General features: G+C 68.4%; 13 protein-coding genes. 4 read left to right on the top strand and 9 right to left on the bottom strand.

The annotated features are described in order from the left end of the window. Positions 1-54 precede the first annotated feature (54 nt). Positions 55-3,687, bottom strand: coding sequence for a proline dehydrogenase family protein (locus tag ACHAA4_RS06680; protein ID WP_435773409.1), 3,633 nt, complete (start codon positions 3,685-3,687; stop codon positions 55-57). 206 nt (positions 3,688-3,893) lie between these two features. Here ACHAA4_RS06680 and ACHAA4_RS06675 point away from each other — a divergent pair, with 206 nt between their 5' ends. After that, positions 3,894-5,363, top strand: coding sequence for a GntR family transcriptional regulator (locus tag ACHAA4_RS06675; protein WP_435773408.1), 1,470 nt, complete (start codon positions 3,894-3,896; stop codon positions 5,361-5,363). Between the two features lie 13 nt (positions 5,364-5,376). Here ACHAA4_RS06675 and ACHAA4_RS06670 read toward each other — a convergent pair whose 3' ends face one another. The 7 genes from ACHAA4_RS06670 to ACHAA4_RS06640 all read right to left on the bottom strand — a co-directional run bounded on the left by ACHAA4_RS06670 (position 5,377) and on the right by ACHAA4_RS06640 (position 12,800). Then, entirely contained in the window at positions 5,377-5,934 is a 558-nt protein-coding gene (locus ACHAA4_RS06670; RefSeq protein WP_435773407.1) for a dihydrofolate reductase family protein, read from the bottom strand. 68 nt (positions 5,935-6,002) lie between these two features. Next, positions 6,003-6,794, bottom strand: coding sequence for an ABC transporter ATP-binding protein (locus ACHAA4_RS06665; protein WP_435773406.1), 792 nt, complete (start codon positions 6,792-6,794; stop codon positions 6,003-6,005). Between the two features lie 92 nt (positions 6,795-6,886). Next, positions 6,887-8,473 carry an HNH endonuclease signature motif containing protein gene (locus ACHAA4_RS06660; protein ID WP_435773405.1) on the bottom strand — a complete coding sequence of 529 codons (1,587 nt, stop codon included), beginning with the start codon at positions 8,471-8,473 and terminating at the stop codon, positions 6,887-6,889. 99 nt (positions 8,474-8,572) lie between these two features. After that, positions 8,573-9,175: a GNAT family N-acetyltransferase gene (locus ACHAA4_RS06655; RefSeq protein ID WP_435773404.1), complete on the bottom strand. Its 603-nt coding sequence runs from the start codon at positions 9,173-9,175 to the stop codon at positions 8,573-8,575. Positions 9,176-9,286: 111 nt separating this feature from the next. Next, positions 9,287-10,156, bottom strand: coding sequence for a PhzF family phenazine biosynthesis protein (locus tag ACHAA4_RS06650; protein ID WP_435773403.1), 870 nt, complete (start codon positions 10,154-10,156; stop codon positions 9,287-9,289). Between the two features lie 59 nt (positions 10,157-10,215). After that, positions 10,216-12,513, bottom strand: a complete 2,298-nt coding sequence (locus ACHAA4_RS06645; protein WP_435773462.1) for a heavy metal translocating P-type ATPase — start codon at positions 12,511-12,513, stop codon at positions 10,216-10,218. 65 nt (positions 12,514-12,578) lie between these two features. Further along, positions 12,579-12,800 carry a heavy-metal-associated domain-containing protein gene (locus tag ACHAA4_RS06640; RefSeq protein WP_435773402.1) on the bottom strand — a complete coding sequence of 74 codons (222 nt, stop codon included), beginning with the start codon at positions 12,798-12,800 and terminating at the stop codon, positions 12,579-12,581. A gap of 151 nt (positions 12,801-12,951) precedes the next feature. Here ACHAA4_RS06640 and ACHAA4_RS06635 point away from each other — a divergent pair, with 151 nt between their 5' ends. Next, complete coding sequence (locus tag ACHAA4_RS06635; protein WP_435773461.1) at positions 12,952-13,287, top strand: metal-sensitive transcriptional regulator; 336 nt, start codon at positions 12,952-12,954, stop codon at positions 13,285-13,287. A gap of 8 nt (positions 13,288-13,295) precedes the next feature. After that, the gene (locus tag ACHAA4_RS06630) at positions 13,296-14,282 is read left to right on the top strand and encodes a DMT family transporter (RefSeq protein ID WP_435773401.1); all 987 of its coding nucleotides are present in this window, start codon (positions 13,296-13,298) and stop codon (positions 14,280-14,282) included. 33 nt (positions 14,283-14,315) lie between these two features. Here ACHAA4_RS06630 and ACHAA4_RS06625 read toward each other — a convergent pair whose 3' ends face one another. Then, positions 14,316-15,743: a hypothetical protein gene (locus ACHAA4_RS06625; RefSeq protein WP_435773400.1), complete on the bottom strand. Its 1,428-nt coding sequence runs from the start codon at positions 15,741-15,743 to the stop codon at positions 14,316-14,318. Positions 15,744-15,917: 174 nt separating this feature from the next. On the opposite strand from ACHAA4_RS06625, the gene ACHAA4_RS06620 reads away from it, so the two are divergent. Beyond that, on the top strand, positions 15,918-16,697 hold the full coding sequence (locus ACHAA4_RS06620) for a methyltransferase domain-containing protein (RefSeq protein ID WP_435773399.1): 780 nt from the start codon (positions 15,918-15,920) through the stop codon (positions 16,695-16,697). Position 16,698 lies beyond the last annotated feature (1 nt).

Below are 16,698 nucleotides of genomic sequence, written 5' to 3'. Positions count from 1 at the left end.
CAGTCGACCCACTCAGCCCACCGACTTCAGCCCACCGACTTCAGCCCACCGGTTTCAGCCCACCGGCCGCTTGAGCTCCCCCGCCAGCCGATGGAAATCCCGGGCGGGATTGCCGAAACGATGCAGGGTCATCGAGACCGCCTGCTCCTTGAGCCAGTAGCGCAGCTCGACGCGACCGGAGGCGGTGACCTCGTCGGCGATCAGCGCCACCTCGGGGCGGTCTGCGAGCCGCGTACGCAGCTCGGCGTCCACGGTGCCGAGCATCCGCACCCGCACCCCGACTCCGCGGTCATGCTCACCGGCGGCCAGCGCAGCGGAGAACGCTCCGGTGGTCTCCTGAGTGACCGAGAGCTTGCATGTCTTGCGTCCCAGCTCCAGGGCCTTCGCTGTGGCGGGCGGCAGCTTCGGGTATGCGGAGATGCTCACCCGGGCCCCTGCGCGCTGCGCGGCGATCAGCGCGCGCAGCACCTGGACTGCGGTGGCGTCGACGCCGACGCGCAGCAGCACGTCCTCCCCGAGGTAGCGGAAGATGTTGGCTTCGCTGCCCAGACCGGTGCGGTCCGTGGGCCGACCGAACTCGGTCTCCCACCAGCGCTGGTCGTCCGCGGCTGCGGCGGAGAGCCAGGCGCGATCCGCCCCAGAGACGATCCCGGAGCTGACCGCTGCGTCCATGAGCTTTCCCACGGTCTCCTCGAGACCGACTCCGGCAGCGCCTGCCGCCGGAGCTGCGGCGCCCACGAGGTCATCTTCCCAGCGACCGAAGAGCATGACGTAGTTGGGGCCACCGGCCTTCGATCCCAGGCCCACCGAGGACTGCTTCCAGCCGCCGAAGGACTGGCGCTGGACGATCGCTCCGGTGATGCCGCGGTTGACATAGGCGTTGCCCACCTGAGCCCTGTCAAGCCAGGTCTGGACCTCGGCGGTCTCGAGTGAGTGGATGCCGCCGGTGAGGCCGAAGTCGACCTGGTTCTGGGCGGAGATCGCCTCATCCAGGTCGCCGGCCTTCATGAGCCCCAGCACCGGCCCGAAGACCTCGGTGAGGTGGAAGAATGACCCCGGCTTCACGCCGTCCTTGATCCCCGGGGACCACAGCAGGCCCGTGTCATCGAGCTGCTTCGGCTCCAGGAGCCAGGTCTCACCGGGCTCGAGGGTCGTGAGCGCGCGGTGCAGCTTCTCGCTGGGCTCCTCGGTCAGCGGGCCGACCGTGGCGGCGAGGCTGCTCGGCCAGTCCACGATCATTGAGGACGCGGCGTCGACCAGCTGGCGGCGGAACCGCTCGGAGTCATACACGCTGCCGACCAGGATGCCCAGTGACGCGGCGGAGCACTTCTGCCCGGCGTGGCCGAAGGCCGAGGTGACCAGGTCAGCCACCGCGAGGTCGCGGTCGGCCGAAGGAGTGACGACGAGGGCGTTCTTGCCGGAGGTCTCCGCATTGATGGCCAGGGTGGGCTTCCAGGAGCGGAACATCGCGGCGGTCTCCGAGGCGCCGGTGAGGATCACCCGGTCGATCCCGTCGTGGGAGACCAGGCGCTTGCCGTCCTCCCCCTCGAAGGGATAGACCCCGTGCAGGACCTCGCGCGGCACTCCGGCATCCCAGAGCGCGTCCAGGATCGCCATCGAGCAGTGCGGGGTGTGGTTCGAGGGCTTGTGGATCACCGCTGCACCCGCGGCGAGCGCGGCGAAGGTGCCGCCGGCCGGGATGGCGAGCGGGAAGTTCCACGGTGGGGTGATCAGCACCAGGCGGTCAGGGACGAATCGGGCGTGTTCGACCCGCTCGATCTCCAGCGCGCTGTGCGCGTAGTACCGAGCGAAGTCGATCGCCTCGGAGATCTCCGGGTCCGTCTGCGCCACAGACTTGCCCACCTCGGCGGCGGCGATCGAGACGAGGTGTCCACGCCGCGCGGCGAGGATGTCGGCCGCGCGGTACAGGATGCGGGCACGTTCGAGAGCGGGGCGAGCCGCCCACGGCTCAGCCGCCGCGCGAGCCTGCGCGACCACCTCGTCGATGCGGTCGCCGCTGATCTTCTCCGGCAGCGACTGACCCTCGAGCCAACCCGGTTGTGAGGCGCGGGCGATCGCGTCCGCGGCCCAGCGCTGGTTCGCCGGCAGCGCGGGATCGGTGTCGGGCTCGTTCACGAAGGGCGGGAGGGCTGCGACATCGGAACCGGCGGAGTCGCCGTCCTTGAACTGGTCCGCACCCCGCTGCTCGTCGCGGCTGCGGTCCTGGGAGTGCTGCGGGCTGGGCGCGGCGTGTCCGTGCTTGGTGAGGATCTCCTCCAGCAGCGCGAGCGAGTCGCGGAAGCGCTGCGCCTCGCGCTCGAAGACCTCGCTGCCGCGGCCGGATTCGTCGACCTCCAGCTCGAAGATGCCGGACATGAAGTTCTCGCTGGCGGCGTTCTCCTCGAGCCGACGGACCAGGTAGGAGATGGCGACGTCGAATTCGGCGGGGCGCACAGCCGGCACGTAGAGCAGCAGCTGGCCGACGTCGGCGCTGACCGCCTCGGCCTGCTCGGTGGCCATGCCCTGGAGCATCTCGAACTCGAGCCGGTGACTGACGCCCCGCTCGGCGCCGAGCAGGTGGGCGAAGGCGATGTCGAAGAGGTTGTGTCCGGCCACGCCGATTCGCACCCCGGCCATGTTCTCAGCAGTCAGCAGCCAGTGCAGGACCAGCTTGTAGTTCGCGTCGGTGGCTTCCTTGGACTCACACGTCACCTGGGGCCAGCCGGCGATCTCGCCGTGGACCTTTTCCACAGCGAGGTTCGCGCCCTTGACCAGGCGGATCTTGATCCCGGCTCCCCCGGCGGCGACCCGCGCGTTGGCGAACTCAGCGAGCTCCTGTGTGGCGCCGAGCGCGTCGGGCAGGTAGGCCTGCAGCACGATGCCGCCCTCGTAGTGCTTGAGCTCCGGGCGGGAGAGCAGGGTTTTGAACACCGCGATGGTCAGGTTGAGGTCGCGGTACTCCTCCATGTCCAGGTTGATGAACTTCGAACCGGCGGGGGCCTTGGCGGCCTCCTGGTACATCGGGATCAGCCGGGCGACCACATAGTCCACGGTCTGCTCGAAGCCCCACATGGAGATCTGCGAGGCGATGGAGGAGACCTTGATGGAGACGTAGTCCACGTCCTCGCGGCGCAGCAGGTCGACGGTGTCCTGCAGGTGCTTGTCCGCCTCGGCCTCGCCGAGCACCGCCTCGCCGAGGAGGTTGATGTTCAGCCGGTGGCCGTCCTGCTTGATCGAGGCGACGGCCTTGCCGAAGGGCTTGTCCCGGGCGTCGACGACCATGTGCCCGACCATGGAGCGCATGCGCGCCCGAGCTGCCGGGACGACGACGTCGGGAAGCGTCTTCGCCAGCGTGCTGCCAGCGCGGATCTGCGCGCGGTCCAGCGCGGAGAGCGTGTCGGGTGCGAGTCCACCCAGCTCAGCGAGCGCGGAGGCGGCTGCCTTGGTGTCCTCGGTGCGGATGACCCGGTCCACGAATCCGACGGTGAAGTCCAACCCGTTGGGGTGAGAGAGCACGGCGGAGAGGCGCTGCGCGGATTTGTCTGCGGCAGCGTGGTTCTTGCTGGGCTTGCTGGAACCTGCGCCACTCGTGCCCGAGGCGTGGGGGCCCCGCTGCAACCAGCGGGTGACCTTGGAGACCGCGGCCTCGGAGAGGTCGGTGAGCTCGGCGGTGTTCAGGGTGGACATCGGGGCCTCATTTCACACGGCGATATTTCACGCAGAGATGTTTCACACGGAATGTTCCGCGCGGGATGTTGCACGCGGGATGCGGGTTCAGCTGACAGAGTGCTCGGACTGCTGACTCCCAGTGTGTGGCGAAGCACACCTGTTGGGCATCGAATGACCTGCCACGTCGATACCATCTGAGTCATAAAGCGAGGATACTGACGAGTATGGAGACCACTGGCCGAGGCCGTCCGCGCATCCAGGACACCGCCGATGACATCGTCGCCGCAGTCCTGGCCACCGCCGGAGCCCGGGTCAGCACCCCAGACTTCTCCACGCGCCGCATCGCTGAGCTCACCGGACTGAGTCAGACCCTGGTCAGCCGCGCCTGCCGGCGCATCCGACGGGTTCCCGCGGAGGGCGGCGGGGCCGGCGGTCACGCTGCCAGTGGCGGCACGAATTCTGTCGGGTCCGGCGCGAGTTCTGTCGGCGCCGGCGCGAGCCGGGACTCCCGCAGAAGCGCGCTGGTCCTGGCCGAGGTCCACGTCCGGTTCCCGCAGATCAGGCTGCGCTTCGCTCCGGAACGCGGGGCATCGGCGCCCGGCGCCCAGACTGTGGCCACCTCGGAGAAGACCGCCGCTGAGCGTCGAGCCACCGCTCTGATGGCGTCGCTCCACGCCTCGGAGGCGGCGCGGTGGCGGGTCCGTGACGCCGGTGAAGCGGCGTCTGCGGAGGCCTCGCTCCTCACCCCCGACCAGCTGAGCGCCTGCTGGGACGCGCACGACCCTGACTGGGAGCAGTTCCTGGACCGGACCGCCGGACTGCTGAGCCGCTGCGCGCCCACCGTCGACGCCATTCCCGGGGATCTGCTCGATCTGCTCGCCCGGCGTGCCGGACGAGGTCTGCACGGCACGGAGTGGCGGCGCGGCCTCCCGAGAAACCCCAACATTTCTGACTCAGCCACTGAGGATGTTGCACTGCCCGCCGAGCTGGAACGCTCGCCACGGAACCGCTGGTTCTCCCAGGTCGAGCTCTCGGTGACCGAGCAGATCGCGATCGCTCTGCGCAGGGAGATCACCAATTCGCGCTTCCGCGCCGGAGACCGGCTCTCTCCCAACGTTCTCGGTGACCGCCTGGGCCTCAGCCGCAGCACTGTGCGCTCAGCGATGAGCCGATTGGTCGATGACGGCCTGCTGGACTCCGATCAGGGCAGCTTCAGGGTCCCCGGGGTCACCGTGGCCGACGTCGTCGATCTCTACGCCGCCCGACTGCACATCGGCATGGTGCTGCTGCGGGCCTGCGCGGTGCAGCCCCGGCATCAGATGCTGCCGGTCAGACTCGCGCTGGGGGCCGTGGAGGCGGCGGCGACTCAGGGCACCCGATCCGACGTCGGACTGGCTGATCTGCAGTTTCAGCAGGAGCTGGCCGAGGCCTCGGGACTGAGCCAGTCGGCCCGCGCGTTCCACGCGCTGACTCTGCGAGTACGGATGTTCATCGCCGTGCTGCGCCTGGACTACAGCCCCGCCGTGGAGCGCATCGTGAGCGACGATCGACGCATCCTCACCGCGGTGCTCGCGGGAGACGCCGAAGCGGCGGTGCGCTCCTGGCGGCTGAAGCTCGACAACGCGGTGCGGCACATGTCGGCGTTGGCTCCAGAGTCCTTCGACGCCGAGCTGTGGTCGCGGCTGAGTCGGTGAGAGATCGTGGCCTTCAGCGCCTCACGGCATAGCTGAGCTGCACCATTCCGCTGCTGAATCGGTGCTCGTCGCGCAGAGTCAGCTCCATCCTCAGCCCCGGAAGCATGGACAGGCCGCCACCGAGCACCAGAGGACAGACCAGCATGTGGATCTCATCGACAAGGCCATGGCGCAGCGCGTGCGCGGCGAGTGTGGGGCCCTCGATCGTGAGATCCGCGACGCTGGCCTCCTTGATTCGCTGAACCTCCGCGGGGTCGAATTCGCGCTCGATCCTGGTGCGTCTGGTGGTGGCCTCGGTGAGCGTCGTGGAATAGACGATCTTCTCGGCCGCGGTCCAGATCTTGGCAAACTCAGCCGACTGCACGGACCCCTCGGCCAACGAGGGATCCGTCTCCCAGACGCTCATCAGCTCATAAATCTTCCGCCCGTAGAGGTAGGTGCCGATCTGGCGGGTCTGGTCATTGATGGCCTCCATGACTTCTTCATCGGGCTCACCCCACTGGAAGTCACCCGACCGATCGGCGACGTAGCCATCTGCTGAGACCAGCATGAAATAGATGAGATTGCCCACTGTGCCCTCCTGAGCGTTCCTCTCCGCTGCCCAGCAGTTTCACACGCTCTCGACGCCGGACGGAAGGCTCAGTGCACCGGGGCCTTGGGGATCATCAGCGGCTTGCCGGTCTCGGGGTCTTCGATGACGAGAGAGTCGACGCCGAAGACGCTGCGGATCGTTTCTTCGGTGCCGACCTGCTCGGCGGTTCCCTCGGCGGCGATGCGGCCGTCCTTCATCGCGACGATGTGGGAGGCGTAGCGCAGCACCTGGTTGATGTCGTGGAGCACGGCGACCAGGGTGCGGCCCTCTCGCTGGAGGCGCGAGCAGAGTTCGAGGATCTCGATCTGGTGCGCGATGTCGAGATAGGTGGTCGGCTCATCGAGCAGCAGCAGCGGAGTCTCCTGGGCGAGCGCCATCGCGATCCACGCGCGCTGGCGCTGACCCCCGGAGAGGGCATCGACCTCACGGCTGGCAAGCTGGGTCATTCCGGTGTTCTCCAACGCTGAGCGCACGGCCGCCTCGTCCTCGTGGCCCCAGCGTTTGAACATGTGCTGGTGCGGGTGACGTCCACGTGAGACCAGGTCGAAGACGGTGATCCCGTCCGGCGCGATCGCGGACTGCGGAAGCAGCCCCACCGTGCGGGCGAGCTCCTTGGTGGGCATGTTGAAGATGGACTCCCCGTCGAGCAGGACCTGTCCGCCGGTGGGCTTGATCAGCCGGGCCAGACTGCGCAGGAGCGTGGACTTCCCGCAGGCGTTGGGGCCCATGATGACCGTGAAGGACCCGTCCGGAATCCTGATGGTCAGGTCTTCAAGCACCTGCCGCTCCTCATACCCCGAGGTCAGGCTGGCGGCGGAAAGCCGGTATTCGTCGGTCATGGGGTCCTTCGTGGCGGCGAGCACCCCGGGCGGGGCTGTCGGCAGTCTGCTCGCATAGCTTTGGGCGGGTCATCGGGCGGTGACTGCCCAGCTTACGGGTTCGTCGGAGGTGGTCGATCCTGAGGGACATCCAGGAATCCCGCTGTCTTGAGCCGATGATGCTTGCGGCACAGCGCCCACAGGTTCGCGGCGGTGGTCTCACCGTGCGGCCATGGAATCTGATGATCGATGTCGCAGTGCTCGGCGGCCACCATGCAGCCCGGTGCCTGGCAGGTCCCATCTCGGAACTCGATGGCCCGGCGAAGGAGCTGAGGCACGAACCGGCTTTCGTAGACCCGATGGAGAGGTCCGAGCGCTCCGACCGGCGGCCCGGTGGGTGTGGTGGCCACCGGCGGCTCGGTGAGCGTGGTGGCGACCGGCGGGTCGGTGGGTGCGGCGGTGGCGGTGGCGGCGGGTGATTCGGTTCGCTCAGGCCGCGTGTCGGGTGGGGTGAACGTCACGGCGGGAGGATCGGGTCTTTGTTTCGAGATCGGCACCGGAGTCCAAATGATCTGATGTTCCTCGCTGAGGATGATTCGCCGGATCATCTCGGCAGGATAGGTGTGCCGGCGGTTTCGGCTGATCGCTGGTCGATCCGAACCGCTCATGAGCGTCGCGGGCTCGATCAGGATTCCGACGTGTGCGTTGATCGGAATCCCAGCCTCGGTCTGCCCGGTGAGGAGCCAGTTGGCGACGAGGTCTGCTTCCCGCTGGGCCTGTGTCCTGGGATCCCCGGCTTCTCGGCTCATCGGGGCTGGAACGAGACCGCCGGACCCCTCGCTGGCCGCCGCGGCGAGACCCTCCACTGGTGCTGGGGTCGCAGCCTCCCGCCCGAGATCCACTCCGCCCTCGGACCCCTCAGAGGCGAGGCCCAGCCAGTCGAATCGACCCGGACCGCCGGTCGGCGCGGCGCCACCGATGCCCGGCGTCGTGCCGGCGCCACCGAGCTCCCCGCTCTCACCAGGGCTCTCCATCACGGGCCGTTCGACGCACGGATCGTAGGGAACATCCTGCTTCGGGCTCCGCGCAACATCGACGAGCCGGTTCTTGATGGCCTCTGCGGTGAGGGTGGGCAGCATCGCGTGGAGGATGCTGACCCCGTCCTCCAGGTGCTCCAGCCAGACCCGACGTTCGGCATGGCTGCGCCGACACCGATGGAGATGCTGATCCGGCTCTGTTCGAGCCACATAGCGGTTCAGCCAGGCGCTCAGCCGCGCGGGGCGGTGCGTCAGCGCGTAGTCCGCAGCGGCGACGTCGAGGCGTTCGCGGTGGATCGGTGACACGAGCCGGTCGGCCGCGGAGATGACACGAACCAGGGAACGTACGGGAACATCTCCGGCGCGCACGGCGCCCCATACCCGCGGCAGGTGCTGCCGAGCGAAGCAGGCCTGCTGGTACTGGGTGTGGACGTGACCCTCGCCGGCTCCCAAGGCTTCCGCGGCGTTCATGATGGCCGCCGACTCGGCGGTCGCGCGCCCTCGGGTGGTGCGCACAAGCTCAGGCTCGGTCATCTCGACCTCTCGCAGGAAGTGCTCCACGTAGCTCACGAGCAGCCTCAGCTGCTCAGCCTGGACCCGATTCAGCTGCCGCTGGGACTCCCGCAGCGGCTCCGCATTCGGATCAGTGAGTGCAACCTGCATGGTTCGAATATATCTTCGAACAGGATGGATCTCAATGGTTCCATCGATACCAATTTGGTCGCATTTGGCGTCGAAAAACGCGCGCGGGGACTGTACTCGTCAGAGACGCACCATCCTGGCGTCCGTGATGGCCGGAGCGCCCGGGTCCTGCTTTTCCGTCCCGTCAAAGCGGAACCCATTGCGGAGGTAAAAGGCGATCGCCCGCGGATTCTGCTTCGCCACCCACAGACTCACCGACGCTGACTCCGGCTCAGACTCAGACTCAGACTCAGACTCCGTCCCAGCCCCGATCGTCGCGTCCAGCAGCGCCTGACCCGTGCCTCCGCCGTGATGGCTGCGCAGGACATACAGCGTGTAGAGCTCACGCGCCGGAGGGGTGGGAGGCGCGGGCGAGCGGGAAGGACTGGGACGGGCGGGCGACTCAGCCGCCTCCTGGACCAGCCCCGCCATCGCGAAGCCGATGATCTCGCCGTCGAACTCTGCCACGCGGATGGTCCATTCCTCCCGCGGGTCGCTCAGGATCCGCGTCCACATCTCGCGGCGCATGCGCGCGTGATCCTCGGTGAAGAACCCCTCAGGCAGCAGATTCGCGTAGGCCTCCTTCCATGTGGCCACGTGGACCGACGCGATTTGGTCGGCATCCTCGGGACGCGGACGTCGGATCGCCACGGGCGGTGCCCCGGGCCCTGCGCGATCAGTCATGCGTCCCATCCTCCGGAGCTCGGTACTGCGGACCCGCGGACATCACCAGCGTGAACAGCACCAGCGTGACCATCGCCAGCAGACCGACTCCCAGGAGCAGCCTTTCCAAGGTCAGACCGATGCCGCCGGCTCCCCCACGTCGATGGTCCCGCTGAGCACGACGTCGGTCCGGCCGCCGACCCACAGCGCCTCACCCTCGCCCTCGATGTGGACCCGGCCGCGGCGATCCAGCACCGTGCCCTGGCTGGCAACATAGGGCGGGGACATCTTGCCGGAGTACTCCAGCCACTGCGCCACCGAGGCGTTCAGGCTGCCGGTGACCGGATCCTCGCGCAGCGCCCCGGCGTCGTCGGGGAAGAAGGCCCGCACTTCGAGATCGGTGTCAGCAGCCTCGGGCTGCAGCGCCGCCACGCCCACGAACTGGTACTCCGGATCGGTGATCCGGCTCAGGTCCGGGGTCACCCCGAGCACGGTCTCGACGCTGTCCAGCAGCAGTGCGACCCACCCGGGACCGTTGTCCACCCAGGCCGCATCCACCACCTGCTCCGCGCTCAGGCCGAGCGCGTCGGTGAGCATCTCGCGGGCCGCCTTCGGGATCGGGCCGGAACGGACCAGCCCGGGGGCGCCGAAGGACAGCGTCTCGTCACCGATCTGCACCGGCACCAGGCCCACTTCACACTCCTGGACGACGACGCCGGCCGATCTCGGCTCATTCCCGAGGTCCAACCATGCGCGAGTCGTACCCAGGGTGGGGTGCCCCGCGAAGGGCAGCTCCTTGTCCAGGGCGAAGATCCGCACCCGGTAGTCCGCCTCGGGAGTGGTCGGCGGAAGCAGGAAGGTGCACTCGGACAGGTTCGTCCAGCGCGAGATGGTCCGCATCTGTTCGTCACTGAGACCCTCGGCCTCAGCGATCACTGCAACCGGGTTGCCCATGAATGGTGCGTCACCGAAGACGTCGACCTGGCGAAATGGCTTCAACATGGCCTTATCCTAGACAGTTGTTCGACGGTCCGGGGCCCTGACGCCCTCTGGACCCCTCCTCAGACGCCTTTGAACCCGCGCAGGCGCAGGCTGTTGCCCACCACCGAGAGCGAGGAGAAGACCATCGCGGCGCCTGCGAGCATCGGATTCAGCAGACCCAGTGCGGCGAGCGGGATGGCGGCCACGTTGTAGCCGAAGGCCCAGAACAGGTTGGACCTGATCACACGCAGGGTCCGACGCGAGAGCGCCAGGGAATCGGCGACCGAGCGCAGGTCACCGCGCATGACGGTGATGCCGGCGGCGTTCATCGCGACATCGGTGCCTGTTCCCATGGCGATGCCGAGATCGGCCTGGGCGAGCGCGGCCGCGTCGTTGACGCCGTCGCCGACCATCGCCACGGTCCGGCCCTGCTCCTGGAGCCTGACGATGGCCGCCACCTTGTCCTGCGGCAGCGCCTCCGCGATGACCTCCTCGATGCCCACCTCGGCGGCCACCCGATGGGCGGCGCCGGCGTTGTCGCCGGTCAGCAGCACCGTCGAGAGACCCATCGCGGCGAACCGGGCGACAGCCTCGGCCGAGGTGTCCTTGACCGCGTCCGAGACGATCAGCACTCCGGCGAAGTCCCCGTCCACCGCGACCAGCACCGGGGTGGACCCCTGCGACTCGGCCTGGGCGAGCAGCCCGGCCACCTCGTCCGGGAGGTCGATCCCCTGCTGCCGAAGCAGCTTGCTGCGACCCACCATTACGGTGTGTCCCGAGACGACGCCGGAGACCCCGTAGCCCTGATGGTTTGTGAAGTCACTCGCCTGAGGCAGCTTGCCAGAGGTCGAGCCGAGCGTCTCACGCGCCGCATTGGTCACGGCGCGGGCGATCGGGTGTTCGGAGGCCGACTCCAGCGCGCCGGCGAGACGGAGCAGCTCGGCGTCGTCGTCGGTCGCATTCTGATCGTTGCGCAGCGACCACGCCCGGGCCGAATGCATCGCGGCGAGCTCCATCGCGCCCGTGGTCACCGTGCCGGTCTTGTCCAGGACCACGGTGTCGATGCCGCGCGAGGCCTCAAGCACCTCGGGGCCACGGATCAGGATGCCCAGCTGCGCGCCGCGGCCGGTGCCCACCAGCAGCGCGGTGGGGGTGGCCAGCCCGAGCGCGCACGGGCAGGCGATGATCAGCACCGCCACCGCGGCGGTGAACGCGAACTCCGCCGACGGACCGAGGACGAGCCACAGCAGCAGGGTGAGCAGCGAGATGACCAGCACGATGGGCACGAAGATCGCTGAGATCCGGTCGGCGAGCCGCTGGACGTGCGCCTTCCCCGACTGCGCCTCCTCCACCAGGCGGGCCATCTGGGCCAGCTGGGTGTCGGCGCCGACCCGTGTGGCGCGGATGATCAGCCGCCCGGAGGAGTTCACCGTGGCACCGGTGACGCTGTCGCCCTCGGCGACCTCCACCGGCACAGATTCACCGGTGAGCATCGACATGTCCACCGCGGATGCGCCGGTGACCACGGTGCCGTCGGTCGCGATCTTCTCCCCCGGGCGCACGATGAACTCGTCCCCCACGGTGAGCTGGCGGACCGGGATGAGCACCTCGGCGCCGTCGCGCAGCACGGCGACCTCTTTGGCGCCCATGTTCAGCAGCGAGCGCAGCGCCTGGCCTGCGCGGGACTTCGAGCGCTTCTCGAAGTATCTGCCCAGCAGCAGGAAGACGGTGACCGCGGCGGCGACCTCGAAGTAGATGGTGGCGGCACCCATCTGGTGGGCGGCGCCGGAGGCCCAGGGCGGCTCGGCGAAGAACACGAACTCATGGCGCAGCCGCGGGTCGCCGGCCGCGCCGAAGATCATCGCGTAGAGCGACCAGAGCAGCGCCGCGAGCGTGCCCAACGAGATGAGCGTGTCCATCGTGGCCGCTCCGGAGCGGGCGTTCAGCGCCGCGGCGCGGTGGAAGGGCCATCCGGCCCAGAGCACCACCGGCAGGGTCAGCGCCAGCGAGACCCAGTTCCACCACGGGAACTGCAGCGCGGGGATCATGGCGAGCAGCACGACGGGCACGGTGAGCACCGCAGAGATCAGCAGACGACGGCGCAGCCCCACCAGCTCCCGGGCGGCCGGGCCGGCGGCGGAGGGCTCTTCGCTGAGCGGCTCGGGCTCCCGGGCGCTGTATCCGGTCTTCTCCACCGCTGCGATGAGCTGCGCGACGGCGGCGTCGCGGGCAGCTGTGTCATGGACAGCTGTGTCCTGGGCGGCGGGGTCCGTGACCTGCACCGCGGCCTTCTCGGTGGCGTAGTTCACGGTGGCGGTGACGCCGTCGAGCTTGTTGAGCCGCCGTTCGACCCGCTGGGCACAGGCGGCGCAGGTCATCCCACCGATCTCGAGGTCGATGCGTTCGGTGCCGGTCGCGAGACCAGCGGGGGTGTCTGCTGCGCTCACGACTGGCGAACGGCGTCGTAGCCAGCCTCGTCCACGGCGGCGAGCACGGCGTCGTCGGTGAGTCCGGCGCCGTCCGTCACCGCGATCTCCAGGCTGCCCGTCTCGGCGCTGACCTGAAGACCTGAGACTCCTGGCAGCTGCTCCACCTCTGCCCGGACGGCGCCTTCGCAGTGGCCGCAGGACATTCCGGTGACGCTGTATCGGCGGGTCTCAGTCATGATGGGCTCCTCGGGTGATGAATCGGTGGTGCAGGAACATTCGCAAATATACCCCCTAAGGGTATATTTAGGGAAGACGGCTCATATAGTGGTGGCCTTGGCCACCTGAGGAGGATCCATGGACGACGCAGCGCTCGACACCCCCACCGAGATGCCGGCCCAGACCCGGGCTGAGACCCCGTCTCAGGCCCCGGCTCATGAGCACCACCACGGGTATATGACACAGAAGGACAAATACCTGTCCCGACTGCGCCGGATCGAGGGGCAGGCTCGAGGGATCCACCGGATGGTGGACGAGGACACCTACTGCATCGACATCCTCACCCAGATCAGCGCCACCACGGCAGCCCTGGAGAACGTCGCCATGGCACTGCTGGAGGATCACCTGCGGCACTGCGTGGCCGACGCGGTGGCCGCCGGCGGCGATGAGGGCGAGGCGAAGCTCCAGGAGGCCACCGCTGCCATCCGCCGGCTCGTGAAGTCCTGACCAGCTTGATGATGACTCCCGCACGCGGCGTCGCCCTGATGGTGGTGGGCACCCTGGCGATGGCCGGCTCGGCCGCCATGATCTCCGCCATCGACGGCGAACCGCTCAGCGTCGCGGCCTGGCGCTGCCTGCTCGCGGTGCCGATGCTGCTGCCGCTGGCGGCCTGGGAGCTGCTGCGCCGCAGGGGCAGGGCGAGCCTCTCGCGCCGCACCATGATCGGTGCGCTGATCGCCGGCGTCGCCCTCGGCGTGGACTACAGCTTCTACAACACCTCGATCACCATGATCGGTCCCGGGATCGCGACCGTGCTGATCAACGTGCAGGTCGTGATCCTGCCGCTGATCGCCTGGGCGATGGAGGGCGTGCGGCCGATGCGCCAGCTCGCGCTGATCATCCCGCTGATGCTCGCCGGGGTCGCGCTCACCGCGGGGGCCCTGGATCTGGAGAATCTGCAGCTCGCGGGGGTGCTCGCGGGACTCGCCGCGGGCACTGGATATGCGCTCTACCTGGCGATCATCCGACGCACCGCACCGAAGGAGCCGCGGCGGCACAGATCGGCGCCGTTCACGATCCTCAGCCTGGTCTGCCTCTCCGCGGGGGTGACCACCGCGCTGACCGCGACCGGACTGGGGCGGCTCGAGGTGCCGCAGGGACTGCAGGGCTGGGGCGCGATGATCGCCCTGGCCTTCGTGGGTCAGGTGCTCACCTACCTGTGCTTCAACGTGGCGATGACTGCGATCTCCGAGACCGCCTCGAGCACCTTGATGCTGCTCTCAGCGGTCTTCGCCGTGGCGCTGGCGGCGGTGCTCTTCGCCGACATCCCCAGCACCTGGCAGCTGGTGGGCTGCGCGATGATCATCGGCGGAGCCTGGTGGACCGCGGCGGCGGCACGCAGAAGGGCCGGAGACACAGTGCCTCCGACCCTTCCGGTGGACTCAGCCGTGGAATCCGGGAACGACTCAAACGCGGAGAGCCCGCTGGACTCGCGGCGCTGAGAAGTCAGCCTCAGGCCTCACGCGCGCCAGCGATCAGTGATCGTGATCCTCGTGATCGGCTTCTTCATCGACCTCTGCGTCGTCGACCTCTTCGTCCTCCTCCGCAGCGTGCTCGCCCTCGTGATCTTCAGCACCCTCGGCCGTGCGACCATCGACCGCCGCGATCTCATTCGGGGTGAAGTCCAGCTCGGCTGAATTGATGATCTCCATGGAACCGAGGTCCACCATGTGCAGCGTCTGCGCATCGGGCTCGGTGACGTAGGCGATGTCATCCACCACGCGGATGGCCGGGCGCGGCTCCTGCCACTCCTCGGGCTCGGTCCACTCCTGCATGATCTCCAGCTGGTCGGTGTGCTCCCCGGTCTCTGGGTCGATCACATGCAGCACGCCGTCCTCGGCCAGGACCAGGGCCTCACCCTGCGGGCCTCGGGCGAGGGAGCGGAAGTTGTAGGGGGCCTCGACGTCGACGGTCGAGATCTCCCCACTGGCGGTGTCGACCAGGGCCACCTCGGTCATCGGCTCCTCGCCCTCCTCGTCCAGGTTGTAGTCACCCAGGAAGATCGGGGAGTCCTCGGCCGGGAAGAGGTTCCCGATGCGGGCATACTCCTCGTCGGCCTGGATCTTGGTGAACTCGGCGCCGTCGAAGGTCAGTACGCCGTCCTCACAGCCCACGGCCAGCATGCCGTCGGACCCGGCCGCTTCACCGTGCACGCCGGGGCATTCTTCGCTGCTGACGATCTCTTCCCCCTCGGCGTCGAGGACCCGTGCGCCGTTGCGCTCGTCCTCGTTGCCCAGGGTCTCGAAGCGGCCGCCGTCGGGGAAGACCACGGCGACGCCGTGGTGCGCCTCCTCGGTCTCGGCCACCTCGGTCTCCAGCGGGCTCTCGACGTCCAGATCAGCGAGGTCATAGCTGTGGATCTCACCGTTGCCGTCGAAGAAGAGCGTTCCGATGCCGTCGTGGGAGACCACGTGGCCCGGAGCGGGACCGTCCACGGTGATGTCGCTGACGTGGGGATCGGTGGTGTAGAAGTGATCGTGATCGCCGTGCGGCTCGCCCCAGGTGCCGCCGTCGATCAGTCGGAAGCTCTCCCCCTCGGTGAGGAAGAAGTGCCGACCATCCCCGGCCGGGTTCACCCGGACGAAGCCCTCAGCCTCATCCTGGCTGAGCACCTCCAGGGTCGCGCCGTCGAGCACGGAGACTCCGCCGTCATAGGTGATCGCCAGCCGCGGACTCGGCCCACCGGCTTCATGCGTCTCCCGATCGGAGGGTTCGACGGCGGGCTCGCTGGTGGACTCGACGGAGGATTCGACGGCGGCGGGCTCGCCGGACGCGGCGCCCCCGCTCTCGGCGGCGTCGGGTTCGTCTGACCCGGGACCTCCGGAGGCGCCATCGGCACAGGCGGTGAGGGCGAGGGCGGAGATCAGGAAGACAGAGGGAAGAGTGAGATGTTTGGTGTTCATGCGAATCATTCTTATTTAACCCCACTCTAATTGCAAGTCGTTCTCATTAATCCCACAACCGGCGCGCCGCGAGGAGCGCCCACGGATACACCACCCTCCACAGTCCAGGCGACCCGGTGTCGGATTGTGTCGAGACCCGCGCGGGTCTCGAACACGGCGATTTAGACTCGAATCATGCCCAGTACCCAGTGGAACCCGGGGGCGTATCTGACCTACGCCTCCGAACGCACCCAGCCCTTCATCGACCTGCTCCAGCGCGTGCGAGCCCCCCAGGCCGATCGGATCGTCGACCTCGGATGCGGTCCGGGCAACGGGATGCCGGTGCTGCGCGGGATGTGGCCCAAGGCCTGGATCACCGGGATCGACTCCTCTGAAGAGATGCTCCAGCGGGCCAGCGAGGCCACCGACGACGACCGGATCTCCTACGCCCGTGCCGACATCCGGGACCTCCAGCTCGAGGAGAAGGCGGACCTGATCGTCTCCAACGCCGCGCTCCAGTGGATCCCCGAGCACCGCGAGCTGCTCCCGTCCATCATGGACAACGTCGCTGACGGCGGCGCCCTGGCGGTGCAGGTCCCGGGCAACTTCGGCGCCCCGAGTCACCAGCTGCTCGCCGAGTTCGCCGCGAAGCCCCGCTTCGCCACGCACATCGACCCCGATGCGCTGCTCAAGCCCACCTCCGAGCTGAGCGACTACATGCTCGACGTGTCCCTGCCCGGCTGGGAGGTCGAGGCCTGGGAGACCCGCTACCACCACGTGCTCCAGGGCGAAGATCCGGTGTTCGACTGGATCTCGGCCGCCGCCGCGCGTCCCGTCCTGCAGGCGCTGCCCGGCGATGTCCGCGAGGATTTCATCACCGAGTACAAGGCCGCGCTGCATCAGGCCTACCCGGCGACCCGGATCGGGACCATCCTGCCGTTCCGGCGGCTCTTCTTCATCGCTCGCCACAGCTGAG

Source organism: Nesterenkonia maliinae (assembly GCF_051262655.1).
GTDB lineage: Bacteria > Actinomycetota > Actinomycetes > Actinomycetales > Micrococcaceae > Nesterenkonia.
This window is presented reverse-complemented; position numbering and strand designations above follow the sequence as displayed.